This is a genomic window from Burkholderia sp. THE68 (assembly GCF_009938265.1).
Taxonomy (GTDB): Bacteria; Pseudomonadota; Gammaproteobacteria; order Burkholderiales; family Burkholderiaceae; genus Caballeronia.
In genome coordinates, this window is record NZ_AP022319.1 from 1,261,943 (window position 1) to 1,285,780 (window position 23,838).

General features: G+C 62.0%; 20 protein-coding genes and 1 pseudogene. 14 read left to right on the top strand and 7 right to left on the bottom strand.

The annotated features are described in order from the left end of the window. Window positions 1–45 precede the first annotated feature (45 nt). From BTHE68_RS34210 to BTHE68_RS34230, 5 genes are all read left to right on the top strand, one after another. Complete coding sequence (locus BTHE68_RS34210) at window positions 46–1,110, top strand: Bug family tripartite tricarboxylate transporter substrate binding protein (RefSeq protein WP_162070677.1); 1,065 nt, start codon at window positions 46–48, stop codon at window positions 1,108–1,110. Window positions 1,111–1,154: 44 nt separating this feature from the next. After that, complete coding sequence (locus BTHE68_RS34215; RefSeq protein WP_162070678.1) at window positions 1,155–1,868, top strand: class II aldolase/adducin family protein; 714 nt, start codon at window positions 1,155–1,157, stop codon at window positions 1,866–1,868. A 64-nt stretch (window positions 1,869–1,932) separates the two neighbouring features. Beyond that, entirely contained in the window at window positions 1,933–2,919 is a 987-nt protein-coding gene (locus BTHE68_RS34220; protein ID WP_162070980.1) for an ABC transporter substrate-binding protein, read from the top strand. Window positions 2,920–2,925: 6 nt separating this feature from the next. After that, entirely contained in the window at window positions 2,926–3,537 is a 612-nt protein-coding gene (locus tag BTHE68_RS34225) for a chromate transporter (protein ID WP_162070679.1), read from the top strand. 4 nt (window positions 3,538–3,541) lie between these two features. Beyond that, window positions 3,542–4,069, top strand: a complete 528-nt coding sequence (locus BTHE68_RS34230; RefSeq protein ID WP_162070680.1) for a chromate transporter — start codon at window positions 3,542–3,544, stop codon at window positions 4,067–4,069. Window positions 4,070–4,073: 4 nt separating this feature from the next. On the opposite strand, the gene BTHE68_RS34235 is transcribed toward BTHE68_RS34230, so the two are convergent. Further along, a complete protein-coding gene (locus tag BTHE68_RS34235; protein WP_162070681.1) occupies window positions 4,074–5,078 on the bottom strand; it encodes a zinc-dependent alcohol dehydrogenase family protein in 1,005 nt (334 codons plus the stop codon). A 101-nt stretch (window positions 5,079–5,179) separates the two neighbouring features. On the opposite strand from BTHE68_RS34235, the gene BTHE68_RS34240 reads away from it, so the two are divergent. From BTHE68_RS34240 to BTHE68_RS34255, 4 genes are all read left to right on the top strand, one after another. After that, window positions 5,180–6,055: a LysR family transcriptional regulator gene (locus tag BTHE68_RS34240; RefSeq protein ID WP_162070682.1), complete on the top strand. Its 876-nt coding sequence runs from the start codon at window positions 5,180–5,182 to the stop codon at window positions 6,053–6,055. Window positions 6,056–6,258: 203 nt separating this feature from the next. Next, window positions 6,259–6,714 (top strand): (2Fe-2S)-binding protein, encoded by a 456-nt coding sequence (locus tag BTHE68_RS34245; protein ID WP_162070683.1) that lies wholly within the window; start codon window positions 6,259–6,261, stop codon window positions 6,712–6,714. A 1-nt stretch (window position 6,715) separates the two neighbouring features. After that, on the top strand, window positions 6,716–8,950 hold the full coding sequence (locus BTHE68_RS34250; RefSeq protein ID WP_162070684.1) for a xanthine dehydrogenase family protein molybdopterin-binding subunit: 2,235 nt from the start codon (window positions 6,716–6,718) through the stop codon (window positions 8,948–8,950). A gap of 10 nt (window positions 8,951–8,960) precedes the next feature. Beyond that, window positions 8,961–10,229: a cytochrome c gene (locus tag BTHE68_RS34255; RefSeq protein ID WP_162070685.1), complete on the top strand. Its 1,269-nt coding sequence runs from the start codon at window positions 8,961–8,963 to the stop codon at window positions 10,227–10,229. A 10-nt stretch (window positions 10,230–10,239) separates the two neighbouring features. Here the strand turns inward: BTHE68_RS34255 and BTHE68_RS34260 are convergent, their stop codons facing one another. Continuing rightward, the gene (locus tag BTHE68_RS34260) at window positions 10,240–10,509 is read right to left on the bottom strand and encodes a DUF1488 family protein (protein WP_162070686.1); all 270 of its coding nucleotides are present in this window, start codon (window positions 10,507–10,509) and stop codon (window positions 10,240–10,242) included. A gap of 440 nt (window positions 10,510–10,949) precedes the next feature. Here BTHE68_RS34260 and BTHE68_RS34265 point away from each other — a divergent pair, with 440 nt between their 5' ends. Beyond that, window positions 10,950–11,372: a DUF3331 domain-containing protein gene (locus tag BTHE68_RS34265; protein WP_162070687.1), complete on the top strand. Its 423-nt coding sequence runs from the start codon at window positions 10,950–10,952 to the stop codon at window positions 11,370–11,372. A gap of 383 nt (window positions 11,373–11,755) precedes the next feature. Continuing rightward, window positions 11,756–12,262 carry an H-NS histone family protein gene (locus BTHE68_RS34270; protein WP_162070688.1) on the top strand — a complete coding sequence of 169 codons (507 nt, stop codon included), beginning with the start codon at window positions 11,756–11,758 and terminating at the stop codon, window positions 12,260–12,262. Window positions 12,263–12,281: 19 nt separating this feature from the next. On the opposite strand, the gene BTHE68_RS34275 is transcribed toward BTHE68_RS34270, so the two are convergent. From BTHE68_RS34275 to BTHE68_RS34290, 4 genes and pseudogenes are all read right to left on the bottom strand, one after another. Beyond that, complete coding sequence (locus BTHE68_RS34275) at window positions 12,282–13,736, bottom strand: amidase (RefSeq protein ID WP_162070689.1); 1,455 nt, start codon at window positions 13,734–13,736, stop codon at window positions 12,282–12,284. A gap of 24 nt (window positions 13,737–13,760) precedes the next feature. Beyond that, entirely contained in the window at window positions 13,761–14,720 is a 960-nt protein-coding gene (locus BTHE68_RS34280; RefSeq protein WP_162070690.1) for an LLM class oxidoreductase, read from the bottom strand. Between the two features lie 4 nt (window positions 14,721–14,724). Continuing rightward, window positions 14,725–15,435, bottom strand: a pseudogene (gene mnmC2 / locus BTHE68_RS34285) (tRNA (5-methylaminomethyl-2-thiouridine)(34)-methyltransferase MnmC2); the annotation flags it as partial. Between the two features lie 3 nt (window positions 15,436–15,438). After that, complete coding sequence (locus BTHE68_RS34290; RefSeq protein WP_162070692.1) at window positions 15,439–16,146, bottom strand: YceH family protein; 708 nt, start codon at window positions 16,144–16,146, stop codon at window positions 15,439–15,441. Window positions 16,147–16,544: 398 nt separating this feature from the next. Between BTHE68_RS34290 and BTHE68_RS34295 the strand changes: the two genes are divergently transcribed. Both BTHE68_RS34295 and BTHE68_RS34300 read left to right on the top strand, forming a co-directional pair. Further along, entirely contained in the window at window positions 16,545–18,017 is a 1,473-nt protein-coding gene (locus tag BTHE68_RS34295; protein WP_061173388.1) for a circularly permuted type 2 ATP-grasp protein, read from the top strand. Window positions 18,018–18,077: 60 nt separating this feature from the next. Then, window positions 18,078–19,118, top strand: a complete 1,041-nt coding sequence (locus BTHE68_RS34300) for an alpha-E domain-containing protein (RefSeq protein WP_162070693.1) — start codon at window positions 18,078–18,080, stop codon at window positions 19,116–19,118. Window positions 19,119–19,128: 10 nt separating this feature from the next. On the opposite strand, the gene BTHE68_RS34305 is transcribed toward BTHE68_RS34300, so the two are convergent. Beyond that, window positions 19,129–20,199, bottom strand: coding sequence for a zinc-binding metallopeptidase family protein (locus BTHE68_RS34305; protein ID WP_162070694.1), 1,071 nt, complete (start codon window positions 20,197–20,199; stop codon window positions 19,129–19,131). A 172-nt stretch (window positions 20,200–20,371) separates the two neighbouring features. Between BTHE68_RS34305 and BTHE68_RS34310 the strand changes: the two genes are divergently transcribed. After that, window positions 20,372–23,809: a transglutaminase family protein gene (locus tag BTHE68_RS34310; protein WP_162070695.1), complete on the top strand. Its 3,438-nt coding sequence runs from the start codon at window positions 20,372–20,374 to the stop codon at window positions 23,807–23,809. Window positions 23,810–23,838: the final 29 nt, after the last annotated feature.

The following is a 23,838-nucleotide window of genomic DNA, read 5'->3' on the forward strand; positions in this document are numbered from 1 at the left end:
CATCGGCGGCGAGGCCAGCCGGTCATCACTGGTGGAGACAGAATCATGAACGATCGACTCTCGCAGTCAAAGGCTCGGCATATGATTGCGCGCGCAACTACCTCAGTGCTCGCGGCAACGCTCCTCTGCGCGCCGCTCGCGACCCGCGCGGCGGCCGAACCGGTGGCGGACTTCTACAACGGCCGCAATGTCACGATGACGATCGGCTATTCCGTCGGCGGCGGCTACGATACCTATGCGCGCCTGCTCGGCAAATACATCGGCAATTTTCTGCCGGGCAAGCCGACGATCACGCCGCAAAGCATGCCCGGCGCGGGCAGCCTGAAAGCGGTGAATTATCTCTATGGCATCGCGCCGAAGGACGGCGCGACCTTCGGCACCTTCGGCCGCACGATGCCCGAAGAGCCGCTTCTGGGCGAAGCGAAGTTCGATGCGCGCAAGCTCACCTGGCTTGGCAGCATCACGAGCGATGTCAGCTTGTGCGTGACGTGGAATACCTCGCCGGTGAAGACCTTCAAGGATCTCGTCGACAAGGAAGCGCGCATGGGCGGGCAGGGCGCGGGCTCGGACCCCGACGTGATCGCATCGACGATCAAGAATCTCTTCAATTCGAAACTGAAGCTCGTCACCGGTTATCCGGGCAGCAACGAAACCGCGCTCGCGATGGAGCGTGGCGAGATCGACGGCGAATGCGGCGTGTCGTGGAGCACGATTCAGACGCGCCATCCCGACTGGATCTCGGGCAAGAAGATCAACATTCTCGTACAAGTCGCGCTGGAGAAGCATCCCGAGTTGCCCGACGTGCCGCTTTTGCTCGACCTCGCGCCGAACGATCAGACGCGTCAGGTCTTGAAGGTGATTGTCGCGAGCCAGGTGTTCGCGCGTCCGTTCGCGGCGCCGCCGGGCATTCCGCCGGAGCGCACGGCCGCATTGCGTCAGGCGTTCGAGCAGACGCTGAAAGACCCGCAGTTTCTCGCCGAAGCCAAGCGCATGGGCCTCGAAGTGCGGCCCGTATCGTGGCAGCGCATGGACCAGTTGCTCGACGAGCTTTACAAGACCCCGCCCGATGTACTTTCCAAAGCGAAAGCCGCGGTGGGCGGGCGCTACTAGCCATAGCGGAATCATCACCATCATCACGAACGCAGGACGACACCATGACTCTGGACGAAGCGAAGCAAAAACTGATCGACGCAGGGCGCATTCTCGAAGCGGAAGGACAGGGCGATCTCACGCGCGGGCATATTTCGGTGCGCGTGCCGGGCGACCCCACCCATTTCCTGATGAAGCCGCATAGCCACGGCTTCGACGAGATCACCGAGGACAACATCGTCGTCTGCAATCTCGAAGGCGAGAAGGTGAGCGGCGGCGGGCGTCGTCATAGCGAGGTCTTCATCCACTCGGAAATCTTCAGGTTGCGCCCCGATGTGACGAGCGTGATTCACGCGCACCCGACTCATGCGGTCGCGCTCTCGGCCACGGGCCAGCCACTCGAAATGATCAGCCAGCCGAGCGTGCATTTCGCGGACGGCCTGCCGTACTACACCGACACGATGAATCTCATCCGCACCCAGGACATGGGCGCGGGCGTCGCGCGCGCGCTCGGGCCGAACAAGGCCGTGCTGATGCGCAATCACGGCGTCGCGGTGGCGGGGCGCTCGATCGAGGAATCGGTGGTGCTGTCGCTGCTTCTGGATAACGCATGCCGTATTCAATTGCTGACCAAGGCGGCAGGCGGCGTCGGCGAAACCTTCTCGCCGGAAGACGTGGAACGCCTGCACGACGCCGTGACGCGCGCCGAGCAGTTCGCCGTCAACTTCGAGTTCCTGCGCCGCAAGGTCAATCGCAACCTGGTGCACTCGCTGGTTTAACGCACTTTGAATGCAATCGACAAACCGGCCTTATGAATACAAAACGCAGGAGAATCACACGATGATCGGAAAACTCAGACTCTCCGTCGCGATGGGCGACTACGACAGAACGCGCCCGTTGCTCGACGGTCAGGTGCAGATCGACGGCGCTGAACCCGCATTCATGACGCTCTCGCCCGAAGAGATGTTCTTTCGCGCGTTCCGCCATGAAGAGTTCGATATCAGCGAACTGTCATTCTCCAGTTACGTAGTGAAGACCGCGGATGGTTCGTGTCCTTACGTCGCCATTCCCGTGTTTCTTTCGCGGGCCTTTCGCCACACGTCCATCTATGTGCGTACCGATCGCATCCAGCGGCCCGAGGACCTGAAGGGCAAGCGCATCGGCCTGCCTGAATATCAACTGACCGCGAACGTATGGGCGCGCGCGGTGCTGGAAGATGACTTCGGCGTGAAGCCGAGCGATGTGAAGTGGGTGCGCGGCGGCATCGACGAGCCGGGGCGCCCCGAGAAGATCAAGCTCGATCTGCCGTCCGATATCCGTCTCGAAGCCGCGTCCGAAAGCGACACGATTTCGGCGATGCTCGATCGCGGCGATATCGATGGCTTCATGGCGCCGCGTCCGCCCGGTTGCGCGGCGACGAACCCGAACGTCGGCTGGCTGTTCCGCGATCCGACCGCGGCGGCGAAGGACTATTACCGTCGCACGCGCGTGTTCCCGATCATGCATGTGGTGGGCATACGCAAGACGCTGGTCGAGCAGCATCCGTGGTTGCCGGCCGCCGTGCTCAAGGCATTTACCGAAGCGAAGCGCGTGGCGCTCGCGCGGCTATCGGATACATCGGCGACGAAGGTCACGCTGCCTTTCGTCGAAGAGCAGTTGAAAGCCGCGCGCGAATTGATGGGCGACGATCACTGGTCCTATGGCATCGAGGCGAATCGCGATACGCTCGAAACCTTTTTGCGTCATCATCATTCGCAAGGGCTATCGAAACGCCGCCTGAGTATCGAGGATGTCTTTCATCCGGCCACGTTCGAAACCGCCAGGATCTAGGCACGCATGACTGCCCATACGATCAGTGAGATCCCGCCCGCCGCCACGGTCGCGAGCGAACTGGACACGTTCGCTGCGCCGCCCGTGCCCACTTCGTTCGCGCTATTCAAGGCGTTCTTCCTCATCGGTCTGACGGGATTCGGCGGCGTGTTGCCATGGGCGCGTCGCATGCTGGTGGAGCGTCTGGGCTGGCTCACGAATCGCGAATTCGCGGAGCTATTGCCGCTCGCACAATTGCTGCCGGGGCCGAACGTCGCGAACATCGCGACCGTGCTCGGGCGGCAATATCGCGGCGCGAAGGGCGCGGCGATCGCGGTGTTCGGCTTGTATCTCGCGCCGACCATCATCACGATCGGCGTGGGCTACGCTTACGCGCGATGGGGACATGCGACGATCACCGCGCATCTCTTCGCGGGACTCATGCCCGCGGCGACGGGACTCGTCATCGCAACCGTGCTGAAGCTCGTGACGAGTCTGCCGCGCGGTGCGGCGAGCATCGTGCTCGTGGCGGGCACGTTCATCGCCATCGCGATCATGAAGTTGCCGCTTCTCATCGTGCTTGCCGTGCTCGGGCCGCTCGGCACGATCGCGATGTTGCGCCGCGCACGCAAGGAGTGAGTCGATGTGGAGCACACTCGCCGATCTCTTCGTGCACGGCGCGATCTGGTCGCTGCTCGCCGTGGGCGGCATGAACGCGACACTCGCCGATATCCAGCGCTATGCCGTCGATACGCGCCATTGGCTCACGGGCGAGCAGTTCGTCACGTTCTTTTCGATCACGCAGGCGGCGCCGGGCCCGAACGGCATGGCTGTCGCGTTGATCGGCTTTCAGGCGGCGGGACTCGCGGGCGCGCTGGTATCGACCATCGCCAAGATCCTGCCTTCTTCACTGATGGCGTACTTCGTGAGCGCGTGGGTCGAGCGGCGGCAGGACTCACGCATCGTCACTGCGATTCGTAGTGGACTCGCGCCCGTGACCGTGGGCCTGCTCGTTTCCGCTGCGTACGTGTTCGCGCGCGAAACGGATGTGAACGTGTCGCGCACGCTATGCACGGTGGTGTGCGCAGCGGTCGCTTATCGCAGCAAGCTCAATCCGATCTATCTCGTCGCGGCAAGCGCCTTGCTCGGGCTCGCGGGCGTATTCGGGTGAACGACTAGCCGGCCAGCGCCGCATCGACATCGACGATGATCTTGCCGCGCGCCGTGCCATCCAGCAATGCTTCATAAGCGCGCTCGGCGTCGTGCAATGCGAAGCGTCTTGCGTCGATGCGTGGCGCAAGCTTGCCCGCTTCTGCGAGGCGCGCCGCTTCGCGCAGCATGTCGCCGTGATGCGCGCGATGTTGTCCCGTCAACAGCGGATGCAACGTGAACACGCCGGAATAGCTCGCCTCGCGAAACGACAGCGGCGCGAGGGCGTGCGTGCCCCATCCCAACGCGCTGACCACGTGGCCGAAGTGCTTTACCGCTGCAAACGATGCATCGAGTGAAGCGCCGCCGACAGTATCGACAACGAGATCGAAGCCCGCGCCGCTGGTATGAGCGGCGACATATTGCTCGACGCTCATCGCGCGATAGTCGATCGGTGTCGCGCCGAGGCTCTGAATGTATTGCTGATCGCGCGCGCTTGCGGTGGCGAATACCTGTGCGCCAAGTGCGCGCGCGAGTTGCACCGACAGATGACCGACACCACCCGCGCCGCCTTGCACGAGCACGGTTTGTCCCGCTTGCAAACGTGCGCGATCGACGATGCCCGCATAAGACGTGATGAACGCGAGCGGCAACGCAGCGGCGCTGCGCATCGAAAGATTTGCGGGCTTATGCGCGAGAAGCGCGCCATCGACCGCCGCGTATTGCGCGAGCGAGCCCTGAATGCCGCCGACCCCGCCCGTCATGCCATAGACCTCATCGCCCGGCCTGAACCCGTCCACGCCCGCGCCGACTGCTTCGACGACGCCGGCCATGTCGATGCCGAGCACGAGCGGCAGCGGATGTTTCGCATGCGCCGCTGCGCCCGCGCGAATCTTCGTGTCGAGCGGATTGAGCCCGCTTGCCGCGATACGCACGAGGACTTCGCCCGGCCCCGCTTCGGGACGTGCGAGCTCAACGAGTTCGAGCGGACCGTTATGACGATCGAGAACGAGTGCTTGCATGGTGGACATCGACAGCTCCCGGAAAGATTGAAGGTTGTTTGCGATGCGCTCATACTCCGCCATGCACGCAAGCATGTAAATCGACATAACCGCACGGCGGCCAAACGAAAATGAATGGACCGGATCTCGAATGGAGCGACGTGCGCGTGTTTCTCGCGATCGCGCGAAGCGGCACACTGGGCGCGGCCGCGAGAATGATCGGACAGACCCAGCCGACGATGGGCCGACGTCTGCGCGCGCTCGAAGAAGCACTCGGTCATGTGCTTTTTCAGCGCACGAGCGACGGTTTCGTCCTGACCGACGAGGGCACGGCAGTTCTCTCGTATGCCGAACGCATGGAGGAAGAGGCGCTGGGCTTCAGGCGTGCGCTCGCGGGTCAGGATGCGAAGCTGACCGGTCTGCTGCGCGTGTCGTCCTCTGACTGGTTCGGCGTGCATGTGCTCACGCCGGTATTCGCGCGCTTTCTGGCGAAACATTCGGAAGTATCGATCGAGCTCGTCACCGATGCGCGCCGTTATAACCTTGCGCGTCGCGAAGCCGATCTCGTGTTTCGCATCACGCCGTTCGACGAACCGGATGTCGTGCAGCGCAAGCTCATGCATATCGATTACGCGCTTTATGGACGCGTCGATTGTGCGCGGCCTGCAGCAGGCAACGGCGAAGGGCTGACACTCATCAGCATGGATAGCGCATTCGATCAGTTGCCGGATGTGCTCTGGGTCAAACGCATGTTGCCCGCCGCAAGAATTATTTTCGGCAGCAACAATCGCGACGCGCAGGCGCAGATGTGCGCTCACGGCGCCGGCTTCGCAGTTCTGCCATGCCCCCTGGGCGATGCCGATGCGCGCCTCATGCGCTTCGATCTCGGCGAAGCACCGCCCGGGCGCGATGTATGGCTGGGCTATCACCGTGATCTCAAGCGTGTCGCGCGCTTGCGCGCCTTGCTGGATGAAACCATGGCAGCGCTAGGCGAAGAACACGATTGATTTTCGATGCAACTAACTGTCCTCCCCGCGCGCGCCATCGGATTGCACCAACGTGAAGCATAAGCAAGACTTTCGATAATCACGCCGTCATCCAAGCTCGATTTTTTGAGCGGCGCTACAATCCCGATGCCTCAAGGCTGACTGTTCCCCACACAGTCGCAACTTGCGATATCCGCGAAATCACATATAAGCCGGAGCCGCTCATGACCACGCTTTCCATCAACGGCCAGAACCACACGATCGATGCGCCGCCCGATATGCCATTGCTTTGGGTGTTGCGCGACATGGTAGGACTGACCGGCACGAAGTTCGGTTGCGGTATCGCGCAATGCGGCGCATGCACCGTTCATCTCGATGGCGCTGCCGTTCGTTCATGCGTCTTGCCGATTGCAGCCGTCGGCGATCGCAAGGTGACGACGATCGAAGGCATCGGCGAGACGCCTGCCGGCAAGAAAGTGCAGGCAGCATGGCGTCAACTCGATGTCGTGCAGTGCGGTTACTGTCAGTCCGGACAGGTCATGTCGGCAGCGGCATTGCTCTCTACCGTCCCCGAACCCAACGATTCCGATATCGATGCCGCGATGGCGGGCAACATCTGCCGCTGCGGTACCTATCACCGCATTCGCGCCGCCATCAAGCAGGCCGCGAAGGAGGCGTGACATGTCCCAGGGACTGATTGAAGCGGGACGTCATGCGGCTCGCGCCGGATTTTCGCGTCGCGCGTTTTTGAAGTTCGGCGTGACCGCGGGCGTCGCCGCGAGCGGTGGACTGCTCATCGGCTTCAGCTTGCCCGCCGCGAGCCAGGATCAAGGCAAAGGCAAGTCCGTGATCGGCGGCGATGGGGTGGAGACGCCGCAGGACGGCGTGTTCGCGCCGAATGCCTTCGTGCAGATCGACAAGAGCGGCAAGATCGTGCTCATCATGCCGAAGGTCGAAATGGGGCAGGGCGTCTATACGGCGTTGCCGATGCTGATCGCGGAAGAACTCGACGTGCCGCTCGAAAGCGTCACGATCGATCATGCGCCGCCCGACGAAAAGCTCTTTACGGACCCGCTATTGGGCGGTCAGTTGACGGGCGGCTCGACTTCCATTCGCTATGCATGGGAACCGATGCGTAAGGCCGGCGCGGCCGCTCGCATGATGCTCGTCGCGGCGGCTGCGCAACAGTGGCAATGCGATGCCTCGTCGTGTCAGGCGCAAGGCGGCAAGGTGATGCATGCATCGGATAATCGCAGCGCGAGCTATGGCGATCTCGCCGAAGCAGCCGCGAAATTGCCCGTGCCGCAGGATATCAAGCTCAAGGACGCGAAGAACTTCAGGATCGTCGGCACGCCGGTGAAGCGTCTCGATTCGCCGGAAAAGATCGATGGCACCGCCATGTTCGGCCTGGACGTGCGCTTGCCCGACATGGTGTACGCGGCGATCGTGAATTGCCCGGTATTCGGCGGCACGCTCGCATCCTTCGACGATACCAATGCGAAAAAGATTCCCGGTGTGCGTCAGGTCGTCAAATTCGACAATGGCGTCGCGGTGATCGGCGATCATACGTGGGCCGCAAAACGAGGCGCGGCCGCGTTGAAGATTCAATGGAACGAAGGCGCGAGCGCGAACGTATCGACGAAGCAGATCGTATCCGACATGGCGAACGCATCGCAACGCACGGGCGCGGTCGCGCGCAAGGAAGGCGATGTGAACAACGCGTTCTCCGGTGCGAAGACGCGCGTCGATGCCGTGTATATCCAGCCGTTTCTCGCGCACGCCACGATGGAGCCGATCAACTGCACGGTGCACGTGCGCTCCGACGGCTGCGATATCTGGCTCGGCACGCAAGTGCCCACGCGTATCCGCGATGCAGGCATGAAGGCGACCGGCTTGCCCGCGGAAAAGATCGTCGTGCATAACCATCTGCTCGGCGGCGGCTTCGGCAGGCGGCTCGAATTCGACATGGCCACGCAAGCGCTGAAGATCGGCAAGGCGCTCGGCGTGCCGGTCAAGGTGACATGGTCGCGCGAAGAAGATATCCAGCACGACATGTATCGCCCATGCTATTACGACAAGCTATCCGCGGGGCTCGATGCGAACGGCAAGCCGGTTGCATGGACGCATCGCATCGTCGGATCGTCGGTGCTTGCGCGCTTTGCGCCGCCTGCCGTCAAGGATGGCGTCGATCCCGACGCGGTGGAAGTGGCCTCCGATCTTCCCTACGATCTGCCCAATCAGCTCGTCGATTACGTGCGTCTTGAGCCGCATGACGTGCCGACCGCGTTCTGGCGCGGCGTGGGGCCGACGCGCGGGACCTTCGTCGTGGAAAGCTTTATCGACGAACTGGCGGCGCAGGCGAAAGCCGATCCCGTCAAATACAGACGCGATCTGCTCGGCAAGTCTCCGCGCGCACGCAATGTGCTCGACGTCGCCACACAGGCGGCGAGCTGGGGACAGCAAACCGTGCCGCAAGGACAGGGACGCGGCGTGTCGGTGATGCACGCATTCGGCAGCTTCTTTTCGATCGTCGCGGATGTCGCCGTCGACAAGGATGGCGCGGTCAAGGTGAACCGCATCGTATGCGCCGTGGATTGCGGCATGGTCGTGAATCCCAACACGGTCGAAGCGCAAGTGCAGGGTGGCATCATCTTCGGCATCACGGCCGCGCTCTATAGCGAAATCACCATCAAGGACGGACGCGTCGAGCAAAGCAATTTCACCGACTATCGAATGCTGCGCATTCACGAAACGCCGCCGGTGGAAGTGCATATCGTCAAGAGCACCGAGGCGCCCGGCGGGATCGGCGAACCGGGCACGGCGGCGCTTGCGCCGGCCATCACCAATGCGATCTTTGCCGCGACGGGCAAGCGAATCAGGCAGTTACCCGTCGGCGATCAATTGCGTAGCGCTTGAGGAGGCCGTCATGAAAAATGCATTCAAGCCTCTCCTTGCGGCGCTGTTCGCTTTCATGTCGTCGGCACAGGCAGCCGACGATGCGCTCGTCGCGCGCGGCGCGTATCTCGCCAAAGCCGGCGATTGCATCGCATGTCATTCGGCGCCACGCGGCAAACCGCTCGCGGGCGGTTTGCCGATGATGACGCCGTTGGGCGCGATCTATACGACCAATATCACGCCGGACCCCGATACCGGCATCGGCCGCTATACGGAAGAAGAATTTGCGCGCGCAATGCGTGAAGGCGTGGCGAAAGACGGCCACAATCTTTATCCGGCCATGCCTTATCCGTCGTATGCCAAGGTCAACGACGAAGACATGCATGCGCTCTACGCGTATTTCATGCAAGGCGTGACGCCGGTCAAACAGGCCAATCGCGAACCTGATATCAAATGGCCGCTCAATATGCGCTGGCCGCTGAAGCTCTGGAACGTGGTCTTTCTCGACAAGGGCGTGTATCAGAACAAGACTGGAAAAGATGTCGCCTGGAATCGCGGCGCTTATCTGATTCAGGGGCTCGGTCATTGCGGCTCGTGCCACACGCCGCGTGGCATCGCGTTTCAGGAAAAAGGACTGGACGAAAGCAGCAGCGCGTTTCTGACGGGCGGCCTGCTCGACAACTGGTTCGCATCGAATCTGACGGGCGAGCACAATACCGGGCTCGGGCGCTGGTCCGAACAGGACGTCGCGACCTTTCTCAAGACGGGCGCGAATACGCATGCGTCGGCATTCGGCTCGATGACGAGCGTCATCAACAACAGCACGCAGGAACTGACGGACGCCGATATCGCGGCGATGGCGCGTTACCTCAAATCACTCGCCGCAGCGGGCGGACACGGCGGCGCGCCGTATTCCTACGATCCGAAGGCGACCAAGGTGTCACTGACGCGCCCGGCCGCAACCGACTCGGGCGCACGTGTCTACACGGCGTACTGCATGCACTGCCACGGCGTGGACGGCCGCGGCTTCGCGCCGATGCTCGCGCCGCTCGCGGGCAATCCGAACGTGCTCGAGAAAGATGCGTCGTCGCTGATCAACGTCACGCTGAACGGCACCGAAGATCTCGTGCTGCATGGCGTGCCCGCGCCTTATCCGATGCCGCGCTATGCACCGGTGCTGAACGATCAGCAGATCGCCGACGTGCTGACGTTCGTTCGTGGCGCGTGGAACAACAACACGCCGGCTGTGCAGGTGGAGGACGTTTCGAAGATGCGCAAGGCAACACAGGCCGCACGCTGAACGACAACACTCAGGAAGCGAAATCGATGACATCCAGATGAATCGAGCTGGATGGATGCGCAAGAAACTTTCGATGCACGCGCGCGCTGATGCGTTCATAGCCGTCGCTCAAGGCTTTGAGCAGGCGTTCATCGCTCGCGCCTGACGGCGCCCAGAAGCATTGCTCCAGCGCCTTGCGGGTGATATTGCATTGAATCGCCTGCTCGCGAGAGAAAGCGACGAAGCTGACGGAGGCGCGGTCCGCGGAAATGGTGGCGTGGATCGAGAGCTTGCTTGTCATGATTCGACAGAAGAAATACAGTTCGCTGGTTTTATTGTGTCAGAAATTGGCGAGTTCGCGCATCTTCGAATGAGCGTGAAACGTGCGCAAACGGCCAAAGCCGGGCGGTTGCACCCGTCGCGCGAAATGTCATACCTTTAAATCGAACGTTCGTCCTGACTAGCGCGGCGTTAAGCGATCGCTGACTACTTCAATCCCAAACTTTCGAATCTGCAGAGGTTGCACCACTGCCAACCGCCCGAGTGGGCGCGCCTGTTAAAGCTTGTCCAAGAAAAATCAAAAGAAAAGCATGCTCAGGTGTACTACTCTAGGAACGATCATCCGAAGCGGCGCGGCAGACCGGTCAGGAATCGGGTCATGCAGCGCATTCCCCGGAACTCCACCGGCAACGCCCACCCGGCTTCTGTTGCGGCGTGCGTTGCCGCCCGCAGGAGCGGAACATGAAGCATCCATCGTTGATGGATCCCTGGAGCCGTACCCTGGCAATGCTCGATAGCCGTTCGGGCCGCCCCTCGTCGGAAGCGAACGACGGACTTGCGCTGATGACCCGCTCGCTCGTGCGCAACGTACAAGGCAAGAGCGCCTGCGTCGGACCGACTGATGGGCATTGCGTCAATATCCGCGTACTGGAGCGGCTCAGCGACTCGACGCTCGCGCTATCGTGGCACGACCCGACGTCATTCAACTATTCGGAACAGGTCTGGGCGCTTTGCACTGCGCGCAAGCGTGGAACATGCGCGTTGAGCGGGCAGGCGATCCGACGCGGACAGCCGGTGTATCGGCCGCGACGTGTCGGCAGTTCGGTGCCGCTCAATAGCGGGGCGATGATTCTCGCGCTGGCACTGACGCCTTCCGAAGATTAACCGGATCTCGTTTCCGACCGATCGATCGTGGACTTACATGACGCGTGCGCAATGCACGCGTCGATGCGTTTGCTCGCCCGCTGAAAAGGTCACCCTGCGCGGTAGCGCGAATCGTCTGATGAGCGGGCAATAGAGCAGATGACAGACATGATGTCCTGGAATAACGCGCCATTAACAAACTTATGGTATGCGCTGTCAAGAAAATCAAAGCTGCAGGACTTATTCTTTTTAACAAGAGTACTTAGCATTGACATTATCCATATAAGATCTGCGTGTGGCGCGAACCTGGCGCGGATGCTGACTCATTAGACAAACGCTTTCGCGGCCCGCATGCGGGGTGCTTTGCGCCATGCGGATTTTTGCAGAATGATATGGGAGGACGAATGGCCACATTGGCGCAGCTGGAAAGCCAGATTCAGAAATTGCAGCGCCGCGCGGACGAATTGCGGGAGAGAAAGTCGGCAGAGGTGATTGCCAAGATACGGGCAATGATGGAGGAATTCGGCCTGACCATAGCCGATCTCGCAAAAGCCGGAATAGGAGCGGGGAAGAAACGCGGCCGTCCGGCCGGATCGAAGAATGGGTCGGGCTCGAAGAAAGGGGCAATCAAGTCCAGGCTACCGCCGAAATATCGTGACCCGGTATCGGGCGCCACGTGGAGCGGCCATGCGCGTCCGCCGGCATGGATCAAGAGCGCGCCTGATCGAAGCGTGTATCTGATCGATGGCGCGGCGAGTCAGATCGAAATAAAGGAAGGTCCTCGGAGGGGACGTGTAGCGTCGGCGTCGCGCGCTGCGGGCGGGAAGAGGGCGAACGGGATCGCGAGTGAGACTGGCCTGACGGCGACAAAGAAGCCAGCCCGTAAAAGCGCGCAGGGCGTGGCGGCCTGAACCCTATGTGCCTTGGTCTTCAGCCGAGCAACGGACTGCGCACGCGTGAGAAACCGCTTACGCGATCATAAGCGAGGCCAATCTGCAGCACGCCCAGATCGCCCTGCGTCGGGCCGATGATCTGCAGTCCCGCCGGCAAACCATTCGCGCCAAAGCCAGCCGGGGCGCTCAATGCGGGCAGCGAGGCCATCGTCGCGGGAACGACTGTTTCCATCCAGCGGTGATAGGTATCCATCGCACGCCCGGCGATTGCATGAGGCCAGTCGAGTTCCGCATCGAATGGAAAGACCTGAGCCGAAGGCATGACCAGATAGTCGAAGCGCTCGAATAACGCATTGATCGCCTGATACCATGCCGCGCGATCGCGAACCGCCCGCGAGACATCTTCGCCCGATAACTTCAATCCTCGTTCTATTTCCCATATCGCTTCGGGCTTGAGTAGCTTGCGTCTCGCAGCATCGCGATAGAGCGGCGCATTGGTGCCGGAGAACGTGAGGCTGCGCAAATCGATCCACGCATCCCACAGGCGTTCGAGGTCGAAGTCCACTTCGGCCGGCGCGACCGTGCAGCCCACTGTTTCGAAGTGGCGCAGCGCCGAGGCATATGTGTCCATCAAACCCGCTTCAATCGGCAGGCGTCCATTCAGATCGCCGAGCCAGCCGATACGCGTGCCGCGCAGATCGCGCTCGAGCGCGCTGGCGAAATCGGCGGGGCTATCGCTTCTGCGCGATAGCGGCGCGCGCGCATCGAAGCCCGCCTGCACGGACAATAGCAAGCCGAGATCAGGAAGGTTTCGCGCGATCGGACCGGCTACGCTGAACTGCTGAAAGAACACGTCGTCGCTGGGGGCATAGGGCACGCAGCCCGGCGTGGTGCGAAAACCGAAGACATTGTTGAATGCAGCGGGCGTGCGCAACGAACCCATCATGTCCGAGCCATCCGCGCACGGCAGCATGCGCAGCGCGACCGATACCGCCGCGCCGCCGCTGCTGCCGCCTGCCGAGCGCGACTGATCGAACGCATTGCGCGTGGTGCCATAGACCGGGTTATACGTGTGCCCGCCCAGACCGAACTCGGGCGAATTGGTGCGGCCGATGAATATCGCGCCCGCACGGCGCATGCGTTCGAAGACGATTGCATCGACCTGAGTGACTTCGCCCGCATAGATGGGCGAGCCTTTCGTCGTGACCATGCCGGCGACGGGCAGGATATCCTTGGGCGCTTGCGGAAAGCCGTGCAAGGGGCCGAGGCTTTCACCGCCGGATAACTGTGCATCGCGTTCAGCGGCGAGAGAAAGCAGTGCATCACGGTTCTGCATCGCGACGATCGCATTGACCGCCGGATTGATGGCATCGATGTGCGCGAGATACGCGTTCATCACTTCGACGCACGATACATCGCGCGCGTGAATGGCGCGCGAAAGCGCGACGGCGTCGAGTGAAACGATATCGTTGCTGGGCGAGGAGGCGGTCATGGTCTCGTGAATGAACGAACAGATTCAGCGATGAAACTCGGGAAACACATGGGCGGCGACTTCTTCGATGATATCGCGCGCAGGCCGGCGCTCCGACGTGATGTTGAGCGTGACATGATGCGTGCCGCTTTCGCGCATATCACGCAGAACCGCGATGAGCGCATGACGCCCGGTGCGATAACCAAGCGCGATATCGGTTGCAGGTTCGTCGGCATCCTTGCTGAGATCGAGCCGCATGGCGACGCCGAAGGCGCGAAACGCGCCGGATGCAGCGCGTTCGACCGCCGCGCGCCACATGCTGTAGCGGCCGCGTTGCGCCTGCGGCTCGCGATGGTAAGTCATCCAGCCGAGCGAATGTCGTGCGATCCAGTCGACGCTCTGGCCACCCGAACCCACGGCGAGCATGGGAATGGATGCATGCTGGCGCGGCAACAGATAGAACGCTGGCGCGCCTTCAGGCGCGCTATCGGGAATCACACGCGAGGGCAATGTAACGGCCGCCGCGAGCGTGTCCCAGTGCTCACGATAGATATCACGCCGCGCATCGGGATCGCGCCCGAACGCGGCATATTCAGGCGGGCGGTCGCCTGAACCGAGACCGAGAATGAAGCGTCCCTGAGACAGCGTAGCGACGGAGATCGCGCCCTTCGCGACATGAAGCGGATGTCTGAGCGTCGACACAATCGCGCCGCTGATGAGCGCGATGCGTTCCGTATTCGATGCAAGCGCGCCGAGCAGCACCCAGGGATCGAGATGTCCGACCGGATCGGGATAGTCGATGCTGTTGAGCGGCACATCGCGGACCCAGAGCGCGCGAAAGCCGAGTCGATCGGCGAGTCGCGCAATCGCGATTTGCTCGTTGAAATCGACGACGCTCTGGTTGTCGCCCGTAATCGGCAATGTTATGCCGATGGATAGTTTGCCTTCTGCAAACACGGTATCCGCGATGGAAGGCGAAGCCGGAGTGTTATCGCTTGCAGTCATGACGTTTGCCGATGAGCATGGCGCGTTTGCCGCCGAATCCCCGGACCTTGCGGTATTCGAATCCGCTTTCCCTGAGCGCGCGTTTGACATTGCCCGCGCTGGTATAAGTGGCGAACGTCGCATCGTCTCTGGCGATGCGTGCGAGCGACGCGAAGATGCCCGGCGTCCACATGTCCGGGTTCCGGGCTGGCGCGAAGCCATCGAGATAGATCGCGTCCGCTGCGATGCCTTCTTCGGCGAGGTGAGACAGGCGGTCTGTCGCATCACCGAGAACGAGCGTCAGTGTGAGCGCGCCGGCATCGAATGCGAGCCTGTGCGAGCCCGGCTCGAGCGGTGGCCATGCTGACGCGAGCGCATCGGCGAGCGGTGCGATAGCGTCGTCGTCGAGAATCGCTGCATGCGCTGCGCGTAAATCGTGCGCGCTGAACGGATGTTTTTCTATCGACACGAATTCGAGTGTCTGCGCGCGATGCGCGTCGTCTCGCCACGCCGCCCATGTCGCAAGGAAATTGACGCCCATGCCGAAGCCGGTTTCGAGCACGGTGAAGCGCGGGCGTGAACGCCAGCGCTCGGGCAGGCCGTTGCCGTTCAGAAAGACGTGGCGCGCCTGCGCCAGCGCGCCCGCCGTGCTGTGATAGATATCGTCGTGTCGCGGCGAGTACGGCGTTCCATCATCGCGAAACACGAGCGGTGCCGAGATGAGCGGCTCATCCATGATTCAGGCATCGGACGACGATTCATCGAGCGTCATGCCCAGTTCGCTCGCCATGCGCCGAACCATCGCGCGCAATTGCGTGACTTCGTGGGCGAGACGCTTCTGCTCGGATTTCAATGCTTCGAATTCGGAAAGCGAAAAGGATTCGCCGCCTTGTGTCTCGCGAAGCGGGAGATCGCTTACGCTCACTTCTCCGCAAAGCAGATGGGCCCAGCGGCTTTCACGCTCGCCGGGTGTGCGCGACAGTTTCACGACGCGCGGCGGATCGTTGTCGGCGAGTTCGTCGAGAAAGCTTTCGACCGACGATATGTCCGCGAACGAATGCAGCCTCGCGCTGTTCGCGCGCAATTCCGCCGCCGTCTGCGGACCGCGCAGAAACAGCGTCGCGAGCAATGCAACCGACTGGCTCGGCACGCCGAGCACGCGATTCACGTTATGCTCGAAGCGCGGCACGCGGCTGCTGCTTCCTTCGATGATCAGGCTCAGGCGCTTCAGGCCATCGATCGTTGTCAGCACTTCGTCCTCGCTGACGCTCATCACGGGCGAGCGCGCCGTCTTCTGATTGCAGCCGGAAGTAAGGGAATTCAGCGAAAGAGGATACGTGTCCGGCACGGTATGCTGTTTCTCGACGAGGACGCCGAGCACGCGGGCTTCCAGCGGTGTGAGTTCGCGTAGCGGGGGACGAGGCGAGGTTGCGGACGGCGTGTTCATAGGCGTAAGAAACGTGCTGTAAGGCGTCTATCATACCGGCGGCGCGAGGGTTGCCGGTATTTCGCGCACCGTCATGCAGCATCTGCCGGAGAAAAGCGCGCGCTGTTTTGGTGCATCGGTATGACAATGCGCGGTCAGGACACAGGGTCATCAAGGAGGCGAACCGTTTAGAACATTGGCATTGAAGTTGCTTTTGGTCGTTTGGCACTGGGCTGCCCGCGCAATCGATGCTCCACTCGAAATGGTGGAAGAGCATCGCGCTTCGAGGTTGCCTAACGACGTTTCGGAATGATCGGATACGTCGCGTCTTTCGGGCTATTCAAGCGTCTTGCGAGTGCAACCAGAAACAGAGCGAAGGGGAATCGCCACCCTATGCACTTCATATTGGAAGACCGGCTATGACGCAAGCATTCTTCAACGAGATGTTCGAGCGCAGTGATCTTGAGGCGCACGGCGTGCCGGCGGCGGCATTTCGCGGCGTCGGCGATCCGCGCACGCATTACCGCGATTTCATGGTCTGGCTCGCCGCGCAAAGCGAGCAGCAGATCGACATCAAGCGTGCGCAGGCGGACCTCAACTTCAGACGCGTCGGCATAACATTCGCGGTGTACGGTACCAGCGATCTCCCGGGCATCATCCCGGAGCGCACGATTCCCTTCGACGTCATTCCACGCATCTTTCCGGCCGACGAATGGCGCGCATTGGAACGCGGTCTGCGGCAACGCGTGAACGCGCTCAATCGCTTCATCCACGATATCTATCACGAGCAGGACATCATTCGCGCGGGCATCATTCCCGAGGCGCAGATTCTCGGCAACGCGCAATATCGTCCGCAAATGCGCGGCGTGAGCGTCGCGCGCGATATCTACGCGCATATCGCGGGCATCGATATCGTGCGCGCCGGACAGGGCGAGTTCTATGTGCTGGAGGATAACTTGCGCGTGCCATCGGGCGTTTCGTACATGCTCGAAAACCGCAAGATGATGATGCGCCTCTTTCCCGACCTGTTCGCGCGCAATCGCGTCGCGCCGGTCGCGCATTATCCTGACTTGCTCCTCGACACCTTGCGCGCGGCCGCGCCTGCTTCGGTGGAAAACCCCACCATCGTCGTCATGACGCCGGGCATGTATAACTCGGCCTATTTCGAGCACGCGTTTCTCGCGCAGCAGATGGGCGTCGAGCTCGTCGAAGGACAGGACTGCTTCGTCGAGAACGATTATCTATATATGCGTACGACGCAGGGGCCGCAGCGTGTCGATGTGATCTATCGCCGCATCGACGACGATTTTCTCGATCCGGACGTGTTCCGCGCGGACTCGGCGCTCGGCGTGCCCGGTTTGATCGGCGCGTATCGCGCGGGCAATGTCTCGCTGTGCAATGCAGTGGGCACGGGCATCGCCGACGATAAATCGATCTATCCCTACGTGCCGGACATGGTGCGTTTCTATCTCGGCGAAGAGCCGATTCTCAACAACGTGCCGACGTGGATGTGCCGCAAGCCCGACGATCTCGCCTATGTGCTCGATCATCTGCCCGAACTCGTCGTGAAGGAAACGCATGGCGCGGGCGGTTACGGCATGCTGGTCGGTCCGGCGTCGACCGCCGCGCAGATCGCTGAGTTTCGCGCCGTGCTCGAAGCGCATCCGGAGAAATACATCGCGCAACCAACGCTTGCGCTGTCCACGTGTCCGACCTATGTGGAAGCGGGCATAGCGCCGCGTCATATCGATCTGCGCCCGTTCGTGCTGTCCGGCACCGAAGTACGCATGGTGCCGGGCGGTCTGACGCGCGTCGCGTTGCGGGAGGGTTCGCTCGTCGTGAATTCGTCGCAAGGCGGCGGCACGAAAGATACGTGGGTGTTGGAACGCTGAGGAACATTCCTGAAGAAAGCGCCGAGCCACCGAAGACAACGATAAACAAACGGGAACACCATGCTGAGCCGTACCGCGGATCATCTCTTCTGGATGGCGCGCTATACCGAGCGCGCCGAAAACACCGCCCGGATGCTCGATGCGAACTATCAGCTTTCGCTGCTGCCGCAATCCGATGAATACGCGGAACTCGGCTGGCGCGCGATGCTGTCGATATCGGAATTGAGCGGCATCTATTCCGCCGCGCATCACGGTATGAAAAGCCGTGAGGTGATCGACTTCATGGCGCGCGATATGACCAATCCGTCGTCGATCGCCAGTTGTCTGCGCGCCGCGCGCGAAAATGCGCGGGCCGTGCGAAGCTCGACCAACAGCGAGCTATGGGAATCGCTCAATACGACCTGGCTCGACTGTCAGCGCATGCTGGCCGACGGCATACTCGAACGCGAGCCCTATACGTTCTTCGAATGGGTGAAGTTCCGCTCGCATCTGTCGCGCGGCGTTCAGCTCGGCACGCTCGTCAAGGATGACGCGTTCTACTTCATGCGTCTCGGGACTTTCATCGAACGCGCGGACAATACGGCGCGCATTCTTGATGTGAAGTTCGAAATGATGGAGCAGCGCGCCGATACCTCCGCACAACCGTTCGATTATCACCATTGGGTTGCGGTGCTGGGCTCGGTATCGGGTCTCGAAGTGTATCGCCGCGTATATCGGGATGTGATTACGCCCGAACGTGTCGCGGGCCTGCTGATCCTGTACGGCGAATGGCCGCGTTCGCTTGCGGCGAGCATCGCCGAAGTGGAGCAACTGATCGGACAAGTCAAGAAAGGGCGCGACACCGAAGCGGCGAAACTTGCGGCGCAAATGAGTTCGGAATTGCAGAACGGACGTATCGGGGAAATCCTGCGCGGCGGATTGCACGCCTATCTCGTGAATTTCCTCGCGCGCGTGAACGACCTGGCGAGTAGCGTGAGCCGCGAGTTTCTGCTGCCGATCGAGCCGGAAGAACCGGCGGCGCCGGAGCAGCCGCCGACTCAATCGCAGACGCAGACGCAGACTCAAACTCAAACTCAAACTCAAACGCAAGGCAAGGACTGAAAGCGTGCCGTTAACGCTTGGCCGCTGCCGCGACGACGCGATGCACGAAGCGAAGCTTGTCGATGACCGCCGGCGCGAGCGTGAAGGGATAACCGTCCGGCATGCCGAGGCTGCGATTCAAGCTGTTCAACACATAGGTGAGCGGAAACCAGCGTTTCATCAGGTTATCGAAAGTGGTTTCCTCGACCGGAGTCTGGTCGGTGAGCGTGGGTTCGTGCGGGCTGTCGGGCACGAGCACGAGGCCGCACGATACGGCGGTATCGAGCGTATCGACGATATGCAGGTAATGCGCCCAGGTTTCCGCCCAGTCTTCCCAAGGATGCATCGTGGCATAGCTGCTGATGAAGTTGTTCTCCCACTGCGCGGGCGGACCTTCCTGGTAGTGACGATCGAGCGCGGCGGCGTAGTCGGCCTGTTCGTCGCCGAATGCGGTGCGAAACGGGGCGATGCGTGCCGTATCGGCGATCAGGCGGTCGAAGAAGTAGTGCCCGGATTCATGGCGGAAATGGCCGAGCAGCGTGCGATACGGCTCGTGCAGCGCGGAACGTGTCTTCTCGCGATGCGCGTCGTCGGCTTCGGCAATGTTGAGCGTGATGATGCCGTTGTTATGACCCGTCATCACACCGTGGCCCTGCGCATCGCCTTCGAGAAACTGAAATTCGAGGCCGCGTTCGGGGTCGTCCTGACGCGACTGTATCGGCAGGCCCAGTTCCGCGAACGTATAGAGGAGGCGCCGCTTGGCGGCTTCGATGCGATACCAGTAGAGGCGGTTCTCCGGATTCGAGAGGTTGGGAATGGTGCTCGTCAGTTCGCACGAGCAACAGAGCGTCTCGGGCGTATCCGGTTCGGGCGCGGGAACGACCCAGTTGCAGACGTTTTCGACGGCGTAGTTGTGGCACGGCCGATAGACCAGATTCTCCGCGAGCGGATGAAGGCTGCGCCAGCGGCCGTCATCGGTCTCTTCGAACGCGCTGATCTGATTGATCTCGGGCACGTAGCCGAGGCGTGCGCCGCAGTTCTCGCAATGCGTGTTTTCGAAGAACACCAGCTGGTTGCAACGGTTGCAGTGAAAGGTCTTCATCGTGTGGCCGGCAGAAGGGATATGGCGCGACGGTCATGCACGCGCGGTTGGGGGTGCAGTCGCAAACATCGTGCCGTGAACTGACGGTATTTTCATGGCAGGCGTGAATTACGTAGCAGCGCGTTGCAGCGCGTGTCGCGCGCACGGCGTCATTTGAACAAAGGAGTCTGGTGTGTCCATTCGTGTCGCGTTGAACCATGTCACGCATTATCGCTATGACCGGCTCGTCGGTCTTTCGCCGCAAGTCGTACGCTTGCGGCCCGCGCCGCATTGCCGCACGCCGATCGTGTCGTATTCGATGCGCGTCGAACCCGAGGATCACTTCATCAACTGGCAGCAGGACGCGTTCGCGAACTATCAGGCGCGCCTCGTGTTTCCCGAGAAAACGCGCGAACTCAAGGTGACGATCGATCTCGTCGCCGAGATGGCCGTGTATAACCCGTTCGATTTTTTTCTCGAACCTTCCGCCGAGAAATTTCCATTTGCGTATGCGCCCGAGTTGCTGCACGACCTCGCGCCATACATGGTCAAGCGCGAACCGACACCGCGTTTTGCTGCATTCGTCGAAAGTATCGACAGGACGCCGCTTGCCACGATGGATTTCCTCGTCGGACTCAATCAGCGGCTGGCGCAAGAGATCCGCTATCTGATTCGCATGGAGCCGGGCGTGCAAACGCCGGAAGAGACGCTCGAAAGCGCGGCGGGATCGTGCCGCGACTCGGGCTGGCTGCTCGTCGAAACGTTGCGCCATCTCGGTCTCGCCGCGCGCTTCGTGTCCGGCTATCTGCTGCAACTCGCGCCGGATACCAAATCGCTCGATGGTCCGAGCGGCACCGAGGTGGACTTTACCGATCTGCACGCATGGTGCGAGGTGTTTCTGCCGGGCGCGGGCTGGATCGGCTTCGATCCGACGTCGGGCCTGCTCGCTGGCGAGGGACACATTCCCGTCGCATGCACGCCTGAGCCGGACAGCGCGGCGCCGGTCTCCGGCGCGGTCGACAAGTGCGAAGTCGAATTCGAGCACACGATGTCGATCCAGCGCGTGCTCGAAACACCGCGCGTCACGAAGCCCTACAGCGAGGAAGACTGGAGCGCGGTGCTGCGCATGGGCGAGCAGGTGGATGCGCAACTGGTCGCAGCGGACGTGCGCCTCACGATGGGCGGCGAGCCGACCTATGTGGCGGTGCGCGATCGCGACGCGCCCGAATGGAACACCGACGCCCTCGGGCCGACCAAGCGCGCATACGCCGTATCGCTGATGGACAAGCTGCGCGCGCAATACGGCACGGGCGGCTTTCTGCATATCGGGCAGGGCAAGTGGTATCCGGGCGAGCAGTTGCCGCGCTGGGCGCTGTCGCTTTTGTGGCGCGCGGACGGCGAGCCGTGCTGGCACGATCCGGCGCTTTTCGCGGACGAGCGCCAGCCCGCGTCGTATACCGCCGATGACGCCGCGCGCTTCATCAGCCATCTCGCGGGCAAGCTGTCTCTGGATTCAAAATACATTCAACCGGGATACGAGGACACCTGGTACTACCTGTGGCGCGAGCGCCGCTTGCCGGTAAACGTCGATCCGTTCGATTCGCGTCTCAGTGACGAACTGGAACGCGCCCGTCTGCGCCGCGTGTTCGATGCGGGCCTGTCGTCCGTGACCGGCTACGCGCTGCCGATCGCGCGCGAAGAAGGCCACGGCCCGGACTCCGGCCGCTGGGTGAGCGGGCCGTGGTTCTTCCGCGACGAGCGCATGTACCTGGTTCCGGGCGATTCGCCGATGGGCTACCGGGTGCCGCTCGATTCGCTGCCGTGGGTGTCGGAGGGCGATTACCCCTGGCAGCACGCGCACGATCCGTTCGCGCCGTCCACGCCGTTGCGCACCGCGACTGAATTACGCATGCAATACGCGGATCTGGATGTTGAATCACGCATGCAAAATGCCGATACGGGCGGAACGCAGCGCGGCGCCACGGGAACGGCGGCAGCGCGGGAGCGCAGACCCGAGCGTGGCGAGTCGGCCGGCTGGATCGCGCGTATCGCGCTATGCGTGGAAGCGCGCGACCCCGCGCGCGCAGCCGGTCCCGAAGCGGAAGCCGACGCCCGCGAGAAACACGGCACCGGCAACAAGCTCATCCACGTGTTCATGCCGCCGCTCACCGAACTCGATGACTATCTCGATCTGCTGAGCGCCGTCGAAGCGACCGCCGCGGATCTGCAGATTCCGGTGATCGTCGAAGGCTATCCGCCGCCGCGCGACCCGCGTCTCAAGGTGCTGCAAGTCACGCCCGACCCCGGCGTGATCGAAGTGAACATTCATCCGGCGGCGAACTGGAACGATCTCGTCGAGCACACGGAGTTTCTCTATGGCGCGGCCCACGAGTCCTATCTGAGCCCGGAGAAGTTCATGCTCGATGGCCGTCACACCGGCACGGGCGGCGGCAATCATTTCGTGCTCGGCGGCGCGACGCCCGCGGACAGCCCGTTCCTGCGACGGCCCGATCTGCTCGCGAGCCTGATCGCTTACTGGCATAACCATCCGTCGTTGTCGATGCTGTTCTCGGGACTCTTCATCGGTCCGACGAGCCAGGCCCCGCGTGTCGACGAGGCGCGCAATGATCAGATCTACGAGCTGGAGATCGCGTTTGGCGAATTGCAGCGTCAACTCGATCTGCTGGGCGGGCGCGGCAATGCGACCGTGCCGCCGTGGCTCATCGACCGCATTCTGCGCAACATCCTGATCGATGTGACCGGCAACACGCATCGCGCGGAATTCTGTATCGACAAGCTGTACTCGCCCGATGGCCCCACAGGCCGCCTGGGTCTGCTCGAACTGCGCGGCTTCGAAATGCCGCCGCATGCGCGCATGAGTCTCGTGCAACAGTTGCTGCTGCGCGCGCTCGTCGCGCGATTCTGGGAGACGCCCTATACCGCGCGCCTCACGCGCTGGGGCACGGAACTGCATGACCGCTTCATGCTAGGCACCTTCGTGCAGATGGATTTCGACGACGTGCTCGCCGAGTTGCGCGAGGCAGGCTTCGCGTTCGAACGAAGCTGGTTCGCACCGCACTTCGAATTCCGCTTTCCGCTCGTCGGCGCTTACGATACGAACGGCATCGCGCTCACCGTGCGCCACGCGCTGGAGCCGTGGCATGTGATGGGCGAAGAGGGCGCGATCGGCGGCACGGTGCGTTTCGTCGATTCGTCCGTCGAACGGCTCGAAGTGCGCGCGCTCGGACTGAACGGCAATCGTCATGTGGTGACGGTGAACGGCCGGGCCTTGCCGTTGCAGCCGACCGGGCGCGTGAGCGAATACGTCGCGGGCGTGCGCTTTCGCGCGTGGTCGCAGGCGGCGTCGCTGCATCCGACCATCGACGCTCATGCGCCGCTCACGTTCGATATCGTCGATACATGGACGGGGCGTGCGATCGGCGGATGCCAGTATCACGTCGCGCATCCGGGCGGGCGCAACTATCAGACCTTCCCGGTCAACGCCTATGAAGCGGAAAGCCGTCGACGCTCGCGCTTCTTCGCGACGGGTCACACACCCGGCGCGATGGAGGTCGAAGGCCGCGAACGCAGCATCGAATTTCCGTTCACGCTCGACCTGCGCTATCGTTGAAGACAATCATCATTCGAATAAAGAGCAGA